Below are 15,167 nucleotides of genomic sequence, written 5' to 3' on the forward strand. Positions count from 1 at the left end.
CATGGACACGGCACTCAAGTGGCTCGCGTTGTGGGGGCTCGACCGTCACAGAATACGAAGAAGACCAGGGAGTGAACCATCATGAAGACGAAGCAGCCTCCCGCTGGGCCACACGCGCAGGACATGACGGTCGACCTGCTCGTCATCGGATCGGGGACGGGCATGGCCGCGGCGTTGTCGGCCCACGAACGCGGCCTCACGGTGTTGGTGGCGGAGAAGCAGCAGTGGGTCGGCGGCTCGATGTCCTTGTCGGGCGGGGCGTTCTGGGTACCCGCGAACCCCGTCCTGCAGGAAGAAGGGAGCGACGACACCGCCGAGCGGGGGTTGGAGTACCTCGACGCACTCGCCGGTGACGACGCACCGCGGGCGCAGCGGCTGGCCTTCATCGAACACGGCCCGGCGACCGTCGAGATGCTCCGCCGTACCACTCCCCTGACCTTCTTCTGGGGCAAGGGGTACCCCGATTACCACCCCGAGGCGCCCGGCGGGTCGGCGATCGGCCGGGGCTGCGAGTCCCGCCCCTTCGACGTCGCCTCCCTCGGCCGGGACCGCGCCCGGCTGCTCCCGAACAACGTGATGGCCGCCCCGGCCGTCATGCCGGTGACCTCGGGTGACTACAAGTGGATGAACCTGATGACCCGGAAGCCCGGAAAGGCCCTGCCGCTCATCGTCAGGAGGCTCCTCCTCGGCGTCTCAGGGATGCTCATCGGGCGCGAGTACAAGGCGACCGGCCAGGCGCTCGGGGCGGGACTGTACGCCGGGCTGCTCAAGGCGGGCATACCTGTGTGGACGCGGACCGCGCTCGTCGGCCTCCGCACGGAGGACGGCCGGGTGACGGGAGCGGTGCTGGAGCAGGACGGGCGGCGGGTGACGGTGGCCGCGCGCCGTGGGGTGATCCTGGCGGCTGGCGGTTTCGACCACAACATGCCACTGCGCTCCGAACACCAGACGACCCGTACGGAGGACTGGAGTTGGGGCGCCGCCGGCAACACCGGCGACGCGATCCGACTGGCGACCGAACTGGGCGCCGCCACCGATCTCATGGACGAGGCCTGGTGGTTCCCGGCGTTCCGTCCGGCCGACAGCACTGCGGCTCCCGCGGTACTGCTGGCCGAGCGCTCGCTGCCCGGATCCTTCATGGTCGGCTCGACGGGTGAGCGCTTCGTCAACGAGTGCAGCGACTACATGACGGTCGGGCAAGTGTGGCAGCACCGCGACCGCGCCGGCGAGCCGCTGGGGCGGGTGTGGCTGGTGTTCGACCAGACCCATCGCAACCGCTATCTCATGGCGGGCTCCGTGTACCCGCGCCAGAAGCTCCCCCAGGCCTGGTTCGACGCGGGAATCGCCTTCAGCGCGGACGATCCGGCCGCGCTCGCGCGCGCGGCGGGAATCGCCGAGGACTCCTTCGTCGCCACCTTCCGCCGGTACAACGAGATCGCGGCGTCCGGCCACGACTCGGAGTTCGGCCGCGGCGAGAGTGCCTACGACCGCTACTACGGCGACCCGACGGTGAAGCCGAACCCGAACCTGCGCCCCCTGCACGGCACCCTGTACGCGGTGGAGGTCGTCCTCACCGACCTGGGCACCTGCGGCGGCCTGCGCACCGATGAACACGGTCAGGTGCAACGGCCGGACGGCACCACCATCGAGGGTCTCTACGCCATCGGCAACACCTCGGCGAACGTGTTCGGCCGAAGCTATCCCGGCCCGGGTGCGACAATCGGCCAGGGGCTGGTCTACGGCCACATCGCGGCCCAGCACGCCGCCTCGCACGACCACTCGTCCACCGGAAGGACCCAGCAGCCCGAGGCATCGAGCTAAGCACTCCGCCGGCTGTGCGGTGCCGTGCCGTCGGTCGTCTGCGGCATCGTCGTGGCTGGTCGCGCCCGCGCGGCGAAGCCGCACAGAGACACAGTCGCGCGCCGATACGGGGGCGCGGCGGCACCGGAAAGGCTGCCGTACGAGCTCCAGCCAGGCGGTCGGCGTCAGCCAGTGTGGTCGTCGCGCAGAACCAGGGCGAGCAGCCCCGGAAAACGGGCGTCGAACTCCTCGCGGCGTAGCCGGTTGACCCGCCGGGGACCCTCGTCGCGCTGCTCGACGAGACCCGCGCCGCGCAGGACCGAGAAGTGGTGACTCAGCGCGGCCTTGCCCACCGGCACGTCGAAGCTGCCGCAGCTGCGCGTCCACTCGGCGGAGCCGGCGAGCTCGCGGATGAGCTGGACGCGTACGGGATCGGCGACCGCGGACAGCGCGGTGAGGACGGTGACGTCACAGGGATCCACATGGACGGGAGCGGCACGATGACTTCCGGCCGACGCCTGACTCGTCATGTCCCGTCCCCGTTCCACTCGGTTTCGATGTCATTGAGGCGCACCACCTCGATGAGACGCGCCACAGAGCGGCCCGGCCGCTTGCTGAGTGTTCGACGGATATCTTACAGTCCTAGTGTTCGCTTTCCGTTGAACACTTTGTGGAAGGATGCGTTCCGCTCATGCGTGCAGTCGAATTCCGGGAGTACGGCGCCCCCGAGGTGCTGGAGATCGTGCAGGCTGACGCTCCCGAGCCGGGGCCGGGTCAGGTGACCGTCGACGCCGCGTACGTGGGCGTGAACTTCGCGGACCTCAAGGCACGCGCCGAGGGCTACCGGGTCGGCTCATTGCCATTCCGGCCGGGCTTGGAGGTCTCCGGACGGATCCGGGCCGTCGGTGACGGCGTCGAGGGGCTGGTCCCGGGGCAGAACGTCGCGGCGCTCGTCGACGGCGGCGCGTACGCGGAGGTGGTCGTCGCGCCGGCCGCCACAGTCTTCGCGCTCCCCGCAGGCCTGGACCTGCGGACGGCGGCCACACTGCCGACCGTGGTGCCGACCGCCCACGCCCTGCTCCACGAGGTGGGCCGCCTGCGTACGGGCGAGACCGTGCTGGTGCACGGGGCGGCCGGCGGCATCGGGACGGTGGTCGGTCAGCTCGCCCGGGCGGCGGGGGCCGGCGCGGTGTACGGCGTGGCCTCCACCACGGCCAAGGCAGGGCACGCCCTCAAGCACGGCTACGACGAGGTGTTCACCACCGACACCTTCCTGGACGACGTCCGCCGCGCGACCGGCGGCAAGGGGGTCGACCTGGTGCTGGACCCGGTGGGCGGGGACACCCTGCGCCGCGGCCTCGACGCACTCGCCGTTTTCGGGCGCCTGGTGTCCTTCGGCAACGCGAGCGGGGCGGAGCCCTGGCAGGTCGGGCAGCCCGAGCTCTACGGGCGGGGCCGCTCGGTCGGCGGCTTCTCCATCCTGGCACTCGCCCAGTCGGCGCCCGAGGCCCTGCGGGAGCTGACCGAGCGCGCCTTCCGTACGGTCGTCGACGGCACGGTGAGCCTTCCGGTGACCGCGGAGTTCCCGCTGGCGGAGGCGGCCGAGGCGCACCGGCTGATGGGCGGGCGGACCTCGACGGGCAAGTTGCTGCTGCGGGTGAGCGACTGAGCCGCGCGCGGCCCACAGCCGCCACGACACATCGCCCTCTGGCCAAGTCGACGGATCTCGGATCACAGCCATGCAGGAGAGCAGTGCGGCCCGGCGCTCCGCCGCGGTCATGGGAAAGATACCCGCCCCCGGGCTCGTGCTCGGGGGCGTGTGCGGAATCCAGTTCGGCGCGGCCTTCGCGCCCCGGGTATATCCGCAGGTGGGTGCCGCGGGCGTGGTGTTCCTGCGGTTGCTGATCGCGGGCGCGCTGCTCTGCCTGATCTGGCGCCCGCGGCGGCGGGACCTGTCCTCCGTCAAGGGTGCGAGGTGGACGGTGATCGCCGCCGGGGCCCTGCTGGCCGGGCACCATCTGGCCTTCTACCAGGCGGTGAAGTACGTCCCCCTGGGCGCCGTCGCCACCATCGAGTTCCTCGGCCCCTTCGCCATCGCCCTCGCGGGCTCGCGGCGCGCGGTCGACGTGCTGCCCGCGTGCATGGCGGCGGGCGGTGTCGTGCTGCTCGGTGGGGGCGGCGTCCCCCTGGACGTACGCGGCCTCACCCTGGCAGCGGTGGCGGCCTGTTGCTGGGCCGGCTACATCATCGTCTCGTCCCGCATGGCGCGCAGCCTGAGCGGGGGTCAGGGACTCGCCCTGGCCATCGTCTGGGCGGCCCTCCTGAGTGCGCCGTACGGCATCGCCCATGCGGGAAGCGCACTGCTGGATCCACAGGTGCTGTGGGTGGCCGCGGTGGTGGCGGTGGCGTCCAGCGTCCTGCCGTATTCGCTCAACCTGGAGGCCCTGCGGCGAATTCCGCCGCATGTGTTCAGCGTCCTGACCAGCCTGGAGCCGGCCGCGGGCGCCCTCTTCGGGCTCCTCATCCTCGGCCAGCGGCTCGCCTGGCCGCAGTGGCTCGGCATCGCGGCGGTCGCGTGCGCTTCCGTCGCCGCCACGTTCCTGGGAGCGGGGAAGCGATCGGACTCCCGCGTCAGCGCACAAGGCACGGCGGCACTGGAAGACACACCGGCGCGGGAAGGACATCCTTCTCAGGTGGCGCCCGGTGCGGTCGTCTCGGTCGACTGACGACCGTGGACAGCGACCGCCACGGGATACGAGAGTTCCAGTGACACGTCGACGTGACCGGTGATCCCTCGGTCACGTACTCGCCGGTCGGCCACGCGAGCACGTAGTCCTCAAGGAGGAAACAGGCGGTGGGTGCGCTCGGCGACGGACGGCTCGTTGCGGGTGGGCCGGAGGATCTTGGCGGCCTCATCCACTGCTGGCACGTCGCCTCGTGCAGCTCGGTGGAAGGTAAGCAACGGGAGAGGTACGCCGGCTCCTCGGTGGCGTGGTTGTCCGGCCCGGCGATCGCCGGTCGCAGCGCCCCGATGCCGCCGGCGTCGATGTAACCACCGGCACCGAGCGAACCCGCAGCGCCAGGCCGCGGCGGTCGATCAGTCCGCGCGGACGCGGACCTTGCCACCGACGTGCTCGTGCAGTCGTACACGCGGTCGCTGTCGTGTGTGCGGCACTGGGGCGATGATCGCTCCAGCCCAGCGATCTGTGCGGCGGTGTCGACTCGGTCTCGACCGTAGTGCCCCGGGGCCAGCGGCAGTCGACCGTGGGCGTCTCGGCCTCGGCGTCGATGAGCCTCGACTGGTTGAGGATCTCGGCCTGGGTACGGTGGGCGTAGGGCGCCGGGTTGACGAGTACGCCATCGGCACCCGCCTGCTGCGCCAGTTCGATGACCTGGCGGGCGGTGAACCCTGTACAGCCGACGATCACCGGGACGCGCCGGTCGACCGCTTCGATCGCCCCAGGGGCGCCCCGGCGCCGTCCTCGTCCGGCTGCGACCACCACTCGTCCGCACCTCCGTTGACGAGGACGTCGTGCAGGCCGGTGTCGACGTGATGCCCCGTCAGCTCGCCGACGGCGTCGGCGTCTGGGTCGGGTGTGGCGTCGCGACAGCGACAACTCGTAACCCTGCGAGCGGGATGCGCGTCCGCCGCCGGCATCCCCGACGGCGGGCGAGTCGGTCAGGCGGCGTAGCGGCCGACCGCGCCGAGCAGACCGTCGACGTCCTGCTCCGTGGTCGCGAAGGAGGTCACGAAGCGGACGACGCCGGGTTCCCAGCGGTCGTGGTAAAACGTGTAGCCCTCGGCCAGGAGACCCTCGGTCACCTGCTGAGGCAGGCGACAGAAGAGGATGTTGGCGTCGGTGATGCCGAGCAGTCCGACACCGGGTATCGCCTTCAGGCCGTCCTGGAGGCGAGCTGCCATGGCGTTGGCGTGGGCCGCGTTGCGCAGCCACAGGCCGTCGGCGAGGTAGGCGTCGAGCTGGGCGGCGTGGAAGCGCATCTTGGAGGCCAGTTGTCCGGCCCGCTTGGCCCGGAAGGTCAGTTCGGCGGTGAGGGAGCGGTCGAACACGACGATCGCGTCAGCGGTCATCGTGCCGTTCTTCGTGGCCCCGAAGGACAGCACGTCGACGCCGGCCCGCCAGGTCAGCTCGGCGGGCGAGCAGCCGAGGGCGGCGACGGCCCCGGCGAAGCGGGCACCGTCCATGTGCAGGCGCAGTCCAGCCTCCCGGGTGATAGACCCTATGGTGCCGAGTTCGTCGAGCGTGTAGACAGCTCCGGTCTCCGTGGCCTGCGTGACGCTCACCACGGAAGGCTCGACGCTGTGCACGTCGCCCTTCTTGTGCCGTACGGCGCCGCGCAGTTCGGCGGGGTCGATCTTGGCGTCCTCTCCACCGAGCGGGACGAGCTTCGCGCCCGCTGTGTAGAACTCGGGCGCACCGCACTCGTCGTTGTTGATGTGGCTCTCGCGATGACACAGCACGCTCCCCCAGGGCGGGGTCAGTGAGGCGAGGCTCAGGGCGTTCGCGGCGGACCCCGTGGAGACCAGGAGGACGTCGACGTCCTGCTCGAACGCCTCGCCGAGCCGGCGCCTGACCGAGGCCGTGGTGTCGTCCGCGCCGTACGGCAGGGTCTGGCCGGAGCTCACCCGGGCCATGGCCTCGATGATCTCCGGTGAGGTGCCGGCGGTGTTGTCACTGCTGAAGATGCGTGCTGTGGCGGAGGTGACGCTCATGATCGGAGTCCTTGCTGTTTTTCGAAGACGATGGAGGCGCGGGTCGGGCTGTTCATCGGTGCGGCGTCGAACCCGTCGATGCCGGATCGCCGGCCTGGATGAGCTGGGCCAGGGCGCCGTAGTAGACCTCGTGGTCGGTCACGGCGGGCACGATCCGGTTCAGGTTCGCCGTAAGGACCGGGAACTCATCGGGGTCGAGTGCGGCGAGCGCAGCGCGGGTCGCGGTTTCGGCCGCCTTGGGGTCACGGTGGTCGACGAAGCCGGCACTGCCGAGGGTGAGCAGATACATGCGCCGGTAGGTGATGATCGCCTCCTCGGGGGTCAGGCCGGCGGCGATGCTGTCGGCCAGCTGCGGCTCGACCAGGCGGGCCAGCAGATTCGGTCCGAGCCAGGGACGGGTGCCGCGCAGGGCGAGCAGCCCGGGATGGCCGACCAGCATCTGGTACAGCGCGCTGAAGCGGATGCGCGTGGCGTCGGCCCAGTCGCTGCCCGGAGCGACCTCGGGCACCCCTGCCGCCAGGTGGTCGACGCACAGGTCCAGCAGCCCTGCGAAGCTCGTGCAGCGACGCTGGAGCGAGGCGAGCGAGATGTCCAGGTGCGCGGCGAGCACACGGAACGTCAGCCCCGCAGGCCCCCCTCTGTCCACCAGGAAGAGGGCGCTCTCAGCGATGCGGTCCGGGGTGGCGCGGTCCAGGGCAGGGGAATGACGAGGCATACGAGTCACCGTACGGTACGCCGTATCGCATTACCAGAGGCCCGTGCGATCGCGCCACCGGCCCGCCCTTGAGTAATGATCCAGCTACCGCTATTTTAAATAAACCCTTTGATTTAACATTCTGGTGCGGCGGCACACCTCGCAGGAGATGAAACCGGCCGTGCCGGTCGCCGAGTCGCGCAAGGTCGAGGGGCTGACCGGTGACGGGCTGCGGGAAGTGCCCGTGCGATGGTGACGCGCTCCAAGGACACCCACGTGCCGACCGCCCAGACACCACAGACCGTCCGGCCGAGCGGCCGGCTGAACAGAAGGGAACGACCATGAAGATCACCGTGGACGAGGCGAAGTGCTGCGCCGCCGGGAGCTGCGTGATGGCCGCACCGGAGGTCTTCGACCAGCGCGACGAGGACGGCATCGTCGTGCTGCTGAACGCGGAGCCCGCCGAGGACCAGCACGACGCGGTCCGCGACGCGGCCGCCGTGTGCCCGGCCGCCGCCATCACGCTCGTCGAGGCGTGAGCCGCTGACAGTGCCGTCTCGCCCCGGTTCCCGCCGGGGTGAAGCGTCACACCCCCGCGCCCTCACGAGCGGTGGCACACCGCCTCGGACAGCGGCAGAGCCGCTCCGCCGCGTATCCGGTCGGAGATATCCTCGGCCGTCATCGACAACGGCGCGTTGAGACTTCCGGTGATGACCCCCGTCATGCGTGCGACAGCCTCCGGAGGGGTTGTAGGAGGCACCGGAAATTCTCCGGATGAACGCCTCCAGCTCGCTGTCGACGCACAACCCGGGGGTCAGTTCTCTGACGCCGTGGCGCGCCCAGGCGCTGTGCCGTACCAGCGTGCGGGCCAGCCGGATGCCGTCGATCCTGTCCCGCATGGCCTGTGTGGGGACTCCAGGTGCTTGACGACGGTCAGAACCGGAAGCCGGGGGTCGGCACCGGCTTGCCGTTCACCAGCTGCCGCGCGAGAGGCAGGAACCGGTACCGCACGTGGGGAAGTCGACGTCGTCCCGAGTGCGCAGAAACGCCCCGGTCTCGAAGAAGTCGGTCGCTCCCAGGCCCTCCCCGCGCAGCACCCGGTCCGTCCCAGCCTGGCCCGGTCGTCCATGTTCAGCTCGGAGATGACGGCGTCCTCGTCCCTGGTGCCGAACTGGATGTCGGCGCCGCGGCGGTTCCGCGGGGTGCGCCTGACCTCCGGCACGGCCGTGACGACATCGATGCCCTGCGGGCGTAGGTCAATGGGGTGCCCATGCCCAGCGAGGCCCATCACTGGTTGACCGAACGCGTCAAGGCCGGGCAGGGCGGGCTGCGCCCGCGCTCGCCCAGAAGCGCGGGCGCAGCCAACACCAATGCCGCCCTCGCTCCCACTCCGGAAGGCGTCACCGAGCCCACCCCCGCCGGACAGGAGGGGGCCCTTCTCTTCGAACCGGCATCTGCGCGTGAGGAGGTGGTCCTCTTTCATCCACGGCGGCGGTATCCGCATCGGCACCGCGGCGCATGCACGCAACGCCGCGGGACTCCTGGCACTGCGGATACGCGCCCGATCGGTGTCGCCCGAGCACCGGCTTGCCCCGGAGCACCCCTTCGCCGCGGGTCTGGACGACTGCGTCGAGGCCTACACCGCCGTCCGCGCCGCCGTCCCGGAACCGGCTGCGGTCCGGGGACGGAGGCGTGATCGAGGGCCGTCACGCAGCCGTGAACGCCATTGCGCCCTGGGCGAGTTGAGCGTACCGTCCACCGTTCTCAGCACATCGAAACATGGTGGTCTGCCGGTCGGCCCTACGGGTGCATCAGGACGGTGGCCAGAGCCTCGGCGTCGGTTTCACGAACGGCACAGCCGCCGTCCAGGGATGCCAGCGGCAGCTCACGGGTGATCAGCGGACGCGGATCGAGGACCCCTGCGGCGACGGACCGCACCGCCGCGCTCCAGGCGGCCGAGGACGCGACACCGGCGCTGCGGAGGGTCAGTTCACGAAGAGACATCTGCGCCCGGTCCAGCGGCCCGGTTCCGGGCGGGAAGGTGCGCGTGAACACGACCCGGCCCGCACGTGCCGCGAGGAGGCAGGCCGCGTAGGGAGCAGCTCGGGTCCCGGTGGTTTCCAGGACGACGTCGAAGAGGTTTCTGACCCTCGCCCCGTCCACGGTCGTGCAATGCTGTGTCGCTCCGAACTCAAGGGCAAGAGTGCCTCGTTCGGGCGACGGGTCGACCACGGTGAGGTCGAGGGGCGACATGGCGGCGAGCAACTGGACCAGCAGCAGACCGGTGACGCCCACTCCGAGGACGACCACACGCTCGCTCGGCTTCACTGAGGCCGCCTGGAAGGCCTGTGTAGCCAGCGCCGCCGGCGGCACCAGCGCGGCGGCCCCGAGGTCGGCCGTGTCCGGCAGCAAGTGCAGGGCGTGCTGCTGAACGACCACATGTCCGCTGCGGACGTCATGCGCATGGAGCACGTCCGTCAACGCCTCGGTGCGCACGACGACTTTCCGGCCCACCAGCCGCGGGCTCGCTCCGGGGCCCGTCGCCTCGACCCGACCTGCCCATCCAGGCGCGAGCGTGCGGCAGCGGCGATCACCGCACTCGCAGTCCCCCGGCTCCCGCGGCTCGTCCTCGGAGAGTGCGACGGCGTCCACGGCCACCAGGGCGTCCCCGGGGCCGAGCTGCGGGGCGGTCGGGCGATCGACACACCACGCCCCGTCGCTGCCGCTCCGCAGGGACCGGCTCGGCGGTTCGAGCTCATGTGCTGTCACCATGTTTTCGCCCCAGCTCTCTTCGATCGACAAGGTCTCCGCCGCGCCAGGCCTCGGGCTCAGCCGACTGGCGGGTTGCCGTAGTAGGCGTTCGGACCGTGCTTGCGGGTGTAGTGCCGGTCCAGCAGGTGCTGGGGCGGCCGGCTCGCCCCCAGAGCGAGGCTGTGTACGGCCATCTCGGCCACCGCCTCGCAGATGATCGCGTGTTCCAGCGACTTCGTCGCCGTGGCACCCCAGGTGAACGGACCATGGCAGGAGACCAGAGCCCCGGGCACCTCCGCCGCTCGCTGGTCGCTGCCGTCGAGAAGGTCGACGATCACCTGCCCCGTGTTGAACTCGTAGTCGTGCGCGCACTGCTCGGGCGTCAGGTCCGCGGTGACCGGGACGGGACCGTTGAAGGTGTCGGCATGGGTGGTGCCGAGGACGGGGATGGGACGACGGGCCTGCGCGAACGCGACCGCGTGCGTCGAGTGCGTGTGGGTGACGCCGCCGATGGACGGGAAGGCCAGATAGAGGCTGCGGTGTGTCTCGGTGTCGGTCGACGGACGCAGGTCTCCCGCCACGACGGCGCCGTCCTCCAGAGCCACCACCACCAGGTGTTCCTCGGCGAGTGAGTCGTAGGGAACACCCGAGGGCTTGATGACGAACACGCCTGCCGAACGGTCGACACCGCTGACGTTGCCCCAGGTCAGGGTGGCCAGTCCCGCCCGTGGGATGCGGAGGTTGGCTTCCAGGACCTCGCGGCGCAGCTCAGCGGAGGCGATACTGCCGACCGCGCGTGCTCCGGCGGTGCTCATGTGGCTACTTCCCGTCGCAGAAGGAGTCGAAGAGGGAGAGGGGGTGGTCGCTCGGCTGCCGGAGCGGTCAGATGCCTTGGGCCAGGCGGTGGTAGGCCTGGCTCCACCGCAGTTCGCGGGCGAACCGCCGTATGGTGGTGCCGGAGTCGATCAAGGCGAGTTCGATCTGCAGCATCTCCGCCAGGTCCTCGATCTCCTCCGCGCCCAGAGCGGAGGAGAGGACGGTGTGGTGCGGCGCACCGGCCGTCAGCCACGCCTCGGTCGAGGTCTGCAGGTTCGGGTGCGGCTGCCACACGGCCCTGGCCACCGGCAGCTTCGGGAGGGGCTCGGGCGGCGCGACGACGTCGATGGTGTTCGCCACCAGGCGGAACCGGTCCCCCATGTCCGCCATGCCGATGACGACGGCGGGGCCCGGCTCGGCGTCGAAGACCAGGCGGACGGGGTCCTCCCGGCCGCCGATGCCCAGCGGATGGATCTCGCAGGACGGGGTCTGCGCGGCGATCGACGGGCACACCTCCAACATGTGCGCGCCGAGGATCAGTTCCTCCCCGGGCACCAGGTTGTAGGTGTAGTCCTCCATGAAGGAGGTGCCGCCCTCCAGGCCCTCGGCCGCCACCTTGAGCGTGCGCAGCAGGAGCGAGGTCTTCCAGTCGCCCTCGCCGCCGAAACCGTAGCCGTCGGCCATCAGCCGCTGCACGGCCAGACCGGGAAGCTGCCGCAGGCCCCCGAGGTCCTCGAAGTTGGTGGTGAAGGCACGGAAGCCGCCCTCCTCCAGGAAGCCGCGCAGGCCCGCCTCGATCCGCGCGGCGTAGCGCAGGGAGCCGTGCCGCTCTCCGCCCTTGCACAGCTCGGGAGCGAGGCGGTATGCGTCCTGGTACTCCTCGACCAGCGAGGTCACCGAGGCCTCGTCCACCGCGTCGACGACGGCCACGAGGTCGTTGACGCCGTACGTGTTGACGGACACGCCGAGGCGGAGCTGGGCCTCCACCTTGTCGCCCTCGGTGACGGCGACGTCCCGCATGTTGTCCCCGAAGCGGGCGAGCTTGAGGGTCCTGACCTCCGCGCGACCGCTCGCCGCACGCACCCAGGCGTTGATGCGCCCGCTCACCTCGAGGTCGGACACATGCCCGGCCACCGTCTTGCGGGGCACGCCGAGCCTGGTCTGCACGAACCCAAACTCACGGTCGCCGTGAGCGGCCTGGTTCAGGTTCATGAAGTCCATGTCGATGGTGGACCAGGGCAGTTCGCGGTTGGCCTGCGTGTGCAGGTGCAGGAGCGGCTTGCCGAGAACGTCCAGGCCGGAGATCCACATCTTCGCCGGCGAGAACGTGTGCATCCAGGCGATCAGACCGACGCAGTCGTCCGCCGCGTTGGCCTCCAGACACAGTCGGCGAATGGCGTCGGAGTCGGTGAGGACGGGCTTCCACACCAGACGTACCCGGGTGCTCAGCCGGTCCACCAGCGTCGAGCAGATCTTCTGCGACTGCTCGGCGACCTGCGCCAGAGTGTCTTCGCCGTACAGGCCCTGACTGCCGGTGAGAAACCAGATCTCACGCGTGGACTGGGCAGACATGTCGTGGTTCTCCTTGCTCAAAAGGGGTTATTTGCCACGGGCGTCGGCGATGCGACAGGGGTACCGCGACCGGTGGCCGCGCCGACTCACGGCCTGGAGGTCCGCGCCGCGTTGCGCAGCCGCCTCAGGCGGTGCAGGAGAAGATCCGTACCGGTCCCGAACTGGTCGTGCAGCTCCCGGTACACGGCGAACAGGCCTTCGTACGCCTTCGCGCGGTCCGGGTCGGGCCGGTAGGCGTGGCGCTGGACCCTGCCCATGGCCGCCGCGGCGGTACGCACGTCCGGGTGGACGCCGGCGGCGACCGCCGCGTGGATGGCGGCGCCGAGGGCCGGCCCCTGGTCCGAATCGGCCAGGGAGACCGGGCGGTTCAGTACGTCGGCGTAGATCTGCATGAGCAGCGCGTTCTTCTTGAGGCCGCCTGCGACGACGAACTCCGTGACGGGCACGCCGCCGCCCTCGAAGGCCTCGACGATCACCCGGGTGCCGAAAGCGGTGGCTTCGAGCAGCGCCCGGTAGACGTCTTCCGGCCGGGTGTCCAGGGTGAGACCGACGATCACGCCCGAGAGATGGTGGTCCACCAGAACGGACCTGTTGCCGTTCATCCAGTCGAGCGCGACCAGGCCGTGGGCGCCCACCGACTGGTCGGCACACTTGCGGGTCAGGAGGGTGTGCAGGTCCTCGCCGCCTCGCTCGGCCTCGGCCAGGTAGTCCGCGGGCACGCCCTGACGCAGCCACCAGGCGAAGATGTCGCCGACCGCGCTCTGGCCGGCCTCGTAGCCGTAGGCGCCGTCGACGATGCCGCCGTCGACGACACCGCAGATGCCGGGCACGTCGGCGAGGCGGTCACCGTTGAGGACATGGCAGGTCGAGGTGCCCATGATGGCGAGCAGCTGACCGTTCTCCACGGCCTGGGCGGCGGGTGCGGTGACGTGGGCGTCGACGTTTCCGGCGGCCACGGCGATACCCTCGGGCAGACCGGTCCAGGCGGCCGCCTCGGCCGTGAGCGACCCGACATGGCTGCCGAGTCTCGCGAGGGGGTGTTCGAGCCGGGTACGGGCGAAGTCCGCGAACTCGGGGTGCAGCGCGCCGAGGTACTCCTCGGAGGGGTAACCGCCCTCCTGGTAGATGCCCTTGTACCCGGCGGTGCAGGCGTTGCGGGACTCGGCTCCGGTGAGCTGCCACACGATCCAGTCGGCGGCCTCGATCCAGCGTGCGCAGGCCGCGTAGACGTCCGGGTCCTCCTCCAGGACCTGGAGCGCCTTGGCGTACTGCCATTCGGCGGAGATCTTCCCGCCGTAGCGGTTGATCCACGCTTCGCTCCGCTCCTGCGCGAGAGCGTTGATCCGGTCCGCCTGTCCCTGGGCGGCGTGGTGCTTCCACAGTTTCGGCCAGGCGTGCGGCCGGTCGGCGAACTCGGGGGTCAGGGACAGCGGCGTTCCGTCGGTGTGCGTGGGCAACACCGTGCAGGCCGTGAAGTCCGTGGCGATGCCCACCACCTGGGAGGCCGGGACGTCCGAGGCCGCGAGCGCGGCGGGAACGGCGATGCGCAGCACCTCACGCCAGTCCTCCGGGTGCTGCAGCGCCCAGTCCGGAGGCAGCGGGGCGTCGGTGCCGGGAAGGCTCCGCTCGATGACGGCGTGCGGGTAGTCGTGCACTGCTGAGCCCATTTCCTGGCCGTCCCGGGTCCGCACGACCACGGCCCGCCCGGAGAGCGTCCCGAAATCGACGCCCACCGTGTACTGGTCCGGCGCCCCTTCGGAGGGGGCACTCAGCTGGTTGGAAGCGGCCATGGAGGTTCTCTCAGTCGATAGATGTGAGGCTGACGACGCGCGGATCGGGCCCGGCACCCGACACTCGGGCATACATGACGAAGCAGATAAAGCACCCACTGGTCCCATGTGGTGCTTCCGCAGCCAAAATCTATCATCCAAAGAATTTAAGGACCAGCCTGTGGTACCGAAAACAGCACCGAGGCCGGCCCTGCCCGGGAAAGGATCACACCGTGGGGGCGTAGGCGATGAAGAACTTCCGGGGTGGTTCCGGGGTCTCCCGGGTTCCGCGGAACCCCTTCGGCACGAAGAACACGTCCCCGGCCCAGAACTCACGGCACCCGCCGTCGAGGTCGACGAGGGCCACCCGGCCGGAGACCATCACGCACACCTCGTCGTCGTCATGGCGAGGATGTCGTCGTAGATGCGGACGGCAAGGGGCTCCAGCCCCGGCGTGGTCGGCAGCGCAGCACCAGCTCGAACTGCATCAACTGGTATCCGTCGTCCTCCCACACCTGCGTCCACAGGGCCGCGAGTGCGTCGCGCAGCGCCCCCTCCAGGCCGCGTTCGGGGTCGACGGCCTTGTCCGTCAGGGGGCCGAGCCGTCCGCGTTCGCCTCGGCGACGGCGACGAGCGGTTCCTGCATGTCCCGGAACGCCGAGTGGAACGCGGCTTGCGAGGCCCCGGCGGCCTCGGCGACCCGACGCGTGGTCGCGCGGTCGAAGCCTTCGTGCGACATCACATCGGCGGCTGCGCGGACCAGGTCGATGAGGTGTCGCTCAGCACTGATTCGACGTCCCATGCCAGGCAGCATCAGTGCGGTGCCCTGCTGGATCAAGCGCCCCGTTCACAGGCGAGGGGCGTGCCACCGCCACGTCTTTCCGTTCACAGAGGGGCAGCAAGGAGCCGACTGGACTGGCAGAATTCGACGGGGAGTCGTGCGCTCCTGCCGGCAGGCCTACCCAGGACCGCGAAGCACCAGGTCGACCAGTTCGATCAGGTGGGCGCCGCCGCCCCGACCGTCTTCCCGTGT

Annotated in this window: 14 protein-coding genes; 5 read left to right on the forward strand and 9 right to left on the reverse strand. The window is 70.4% G+C overall.

Annotation, left to right across the window (positions count from 1 at the left end):
• The first annotated feature begins 81 nt into the window (after positions 1–81).
• Positions 82–1,821 carry a 3-ketosteroid-delta-1-dehydrogenase gene (locus ABZ490_RS24175; protein ID WP_358993383.1) on the forward strand — a complete coding sequence of 580 codons (1,740 nt, stop codon included), beginning with the start codon at positions 82–84 and terminating at the stop codon, positions 1,819–1,821.
• Positions 1,822–1,985: 164 nt separating this feature from the next.
• Here ABZ490_RS24175 and ABZ490_RS24180 read toward each other — a convergent pair whose 3' ends face one another.
• Positions 1,986–2,330 carry a helix-turn-helix transcriptional regulator gene (locus ABZ490_RS24180; RefSeq protein ID WP_358993386.1) on the reverse strand — a complete coding sequence of 115 codons (345 nt, stop codon included), beginning with the start codon at positions 2,328–2,330 and terminating at the stop codon, positions 1,986–1,988.
• 161 nt (positions 2,331–2,491) lie between these two features.
• Between ABZ490_RS24180 and ABZ490_RS24185 the strand changes: the two genes are divergently transcribed.
• Together ABZ490_RS24185 and ABZ490_RS24190 are read left to right on the forward strand one after the other, a co-directional pair.
• The gene (locus tag ABZ490_RS24185) at positions 2,492–3,469 is read left to right on the forward strand and encodes a zinc-binding dehydrogenase (protein WP_358993389.1); all 978 of its coding nucleotides are present in this window, start codon (positions 2,492–2,494) and stop codon (positions 3,467–3,469) included.
• A 70-nt stretch (positions 3,470–3,539) separates the two neighbouring features.
• A complete protein-coding gene (locus ABZ490_RS24190) occupies positions 3,540–4,526 on the forward strand; it encodes an EamA family transporter (RefSeq protein WP_358993392.1) in 987 nt (328 codons plus the stop codon).
• Positions 4,527–5,479: 953 nt separating this feature from the next.
• Here the strand turns inward: ABZ490_RS24190 and ABZ490_RS24195 are convergent.
• On the reverse strand, positions 5,480–6,532 hold the full coding sequence (locus ABZ490_RS24195; RefSeq protein ID WP_358993395.1) for a low specificity L-threonine aldolase: 1,053 nt from the start codon (positions 6,530–6,532) through the stop codon (positions 5,480–5,482).
• Positions 6,533–6,584: 52 nt separating this feature from the next.
• On the reverse strand, positions 6,585–7,247 hold the full coding sequence (locus ABZ490_RS24200; RefSeq protein WP_358993398.1) for a TetR/AcrR family transcriptional regulator C-terminal domain-containing protein: 663 nt from the start codon (positions 7,245–7,247) through the stop codon (positions 6,585–6,587).
• Positions 7,248–7,567: 320 nt separating this feature from the next.
• Between ABZ490_RS24200 and ABZ490_RS24205 the strand changes: the two genes are divergently transcribed.
• Together ABZ490_RS24205 and ABZ490_RS24210 are read left to right on the forward strand one after the other, a co-directional pair.
• The gene (locus ABZ490_RS24205) at positions 7,568–7,765 is read left to right on the forward strand and encodes a ferredoxin (RefSeq protein WP_358993401.1); all 198 of its coding nucleotides are present in this window, start codon (positions 7,568–7,570) and stop codon (positions 7,763–7,765) included.
• Positions 7,766–8,596: 831 nt separating this feature from the next.
• On the forward strand, positions 8,597–9,121 hold the full coding sequence (locus ABZ490_RS24210) for an alpha/beta hydrolase fold domain-containing protein (protein ID WP_358993404.1): 525 nt from the start codon (positions 8,597–8,599) through the stop codon (positions 9,119–9,121).
• Here the strand turns inward: ABZ490_RS24210 and ABZ490_RS24215 are convergent.
• From ABZ490_RS24215 to ABZ490_RS24240, 6 genes are all read right to left on the reverse strand, one after another.
• Positions 9,027–9,998 (reverse strand): zinc-binding dehydrogenase, encoded by a 972-nt coding sequence (locus ABZ490_RS24215; RefSeq protein WP_358993407.1) that lies wholly within the window; start codon positions 9,996–9,998, stop codon positions 9,027–9,029. The genes ABZ490_RS24210 and ABZ490_RS24215 overlap by 95 nt on opposite strands.
• Before the next feature lie 56 nt (positions 9,999–10,054).
• Positions 10,055–10,792 (reverse strand): L-ribulose-5-phosphate 4-epimerase AraD, encoded by a 738-nt coding sequence (araD, locus tag ABZ490_RS24220; protein ID WP_358993410.1) that lies wholly within the window; start codon positions 10,790–10,792, stop codon positions 10,055–10,057.
• Between the two features lie 67 nt (positions 10,793–10,859).
• Positions 10,860–12,365 carry an L-arabinose isomerase gene (gene araA / locus ABZ490_RS24225; protein ID WP_358993412.1) on the reverse strand — a complete coding sequence of 502 codons (1,506 nt, stop codon included), beginning with the start codon at positions 12,363–12,365 and terminating at the stop codon, positions 10,860–10,862.
• A gap of 86 nt (positions 12,366–12,451) precedes the next feature.
• Entirely contained in the window at positions 12,452–14,155 is a 1,704-nt protein-coding gene (locus tag ABZ490_RS24230; RefSeq protein WP_358993414.1) for a ribulokinase, read from the reverse strand.
• A 205-nt stretch (positions 14,156–14,360) separates the two neighbouring features.
• Positions 14,361–14,525: a cupin domain-containing protein gene (locus tag ABZ490_RS24235; protein ID WP_358993417.1), complete on the reverse strand. Its 165-nt coding sequence runs from the start codon at positions 14,523–14,525 to the stop codon at positions 14,361–14,363.
• Between the two features lie 198 nt (positions 14,526–14,723).
• On the reverse strand, positions 14,724–14,936 hold the full coding sequence (locus tag ABZ490_RS24240) for a TetR family transcriptional regulator (RefSeq protein WP_358993420.1): 213 nt from the start codon (positions 14,934–14,936) through the stop codon (positions 14,724–14,726).
• Positions 14,937–15,167 lie beyond the last annotated feature (231 nt).

It is taken from the genome of Streptomyces sp. NPDC005811 (assembly GCF_040630405.1).
In the GTDB taxonomy this organism is placed as follows: domain Bacteria; phylum Actinomycetota; class Actinomycetes; order Streptomycetales; family Streptomycetaceae; genus Streptomyces.

What these genes read in the sequence shown, in the direction of transcription:
- ABZ490_RS24175 (WP_358993383.1), top strand. Translation starts at nt 82, where the DNA reads ATGAAGACGAAGCAGCCTCCCGCTGGGCCACACGCGCAGGACATGACG.
- ABZ490_RS24180 (WP_358993386.1), bottom strand. Translation starts at nt 2,330, where the DNA reads ATGACGAGTCAGGCGTCGGCCGGAAGTCATCGTGCCGCTCCCGTCCAT.
- ABZ490_RS24185 (WP_358993389.1), top strand. Translation starts at nt 2,492, where the DNA reads ATGCGTGCAGTCGAATTCCGGGAGTACGGCGCCCCCGAGGTGCTGGAG.
- ABZ490_RS24190 (WP_358993392.1), top strand. Translation starts at nt 3,540, where the DNA reads ATGCAGGAGAGCAGTGCGGCCCGGCGCTCCGCCGCGGTCATGGGAAAG.
- ABZ490_RS24195 (WP_358993395.1), bottom strand. Translation starts at nt 6,532, where the DNA reads ATGAGCGTCACCTCCGCCACAGCACGCATCTTCAGCAGTGACAACACC.
- ABZ490_RS24200 (WP_358993398.1), bottom strand. Translation starts at nt 7,247, where the DNA reads ATGCCTCGTCATTCCCCTGCCCTGGACCGCGCCACCCCGGACCGCATC.
- ABZ490_RS24205 (WP_358993401.1), top strand. Translation starts at nt 7,568, where the DNA reads ATGAAGATCACCGTGGACGAGGCGAAGTGCTGCGCCGCCGGGAGCTGC.
- ABZ490_RS24210 (WP_358993404.1), top strand. Translation starts at nt 8,597, where the DNA reads ATGCCGCCCTCGCTCCCACTCCGGAAGGCGTCACCGAGCCCACCCCCG.
- ABZ490_RS24215 (WP_358993407.1), bottom strand. Translation starts at nt 9,998, where the DNA reads ATGGTGACAGCACATGAGCTCGAACCGCCGAGCCGGTCCCTGCGGAGC.
- araD (WP_358993410.1), bottom strand. Translation starts at nt 10,792, where the DNA reads ATGAGCACCGCCGGAGCACGCGCGGTCGGCAGTATCGCCTCCGCTGAG.
- araA (WP_358993412.1), bottom strand. Translation starts at nt 12,365, where the DNA reads ATGTCTGCCCAGTCCACGCGTGAGATCTGGTTTCTCACCGGCAGTCAG.
- ABZ490_RS24230 (WP_358993414.1), bottom strand. Translation starts at nt 14,155, where the DNA reads ATGGCCGCTTCCAACCAGCTGAGTGCCCCCTCCGAAGGGGCGCCGGAC.
- ABZ490_RS24240 (WP_358993420.1), bottom strand. Translation starts at nt 14,936, where the DNA reads ATGGGACGTCGAATCAGTGCTGAGCGACACCTCATCGACCTGGTCCGC.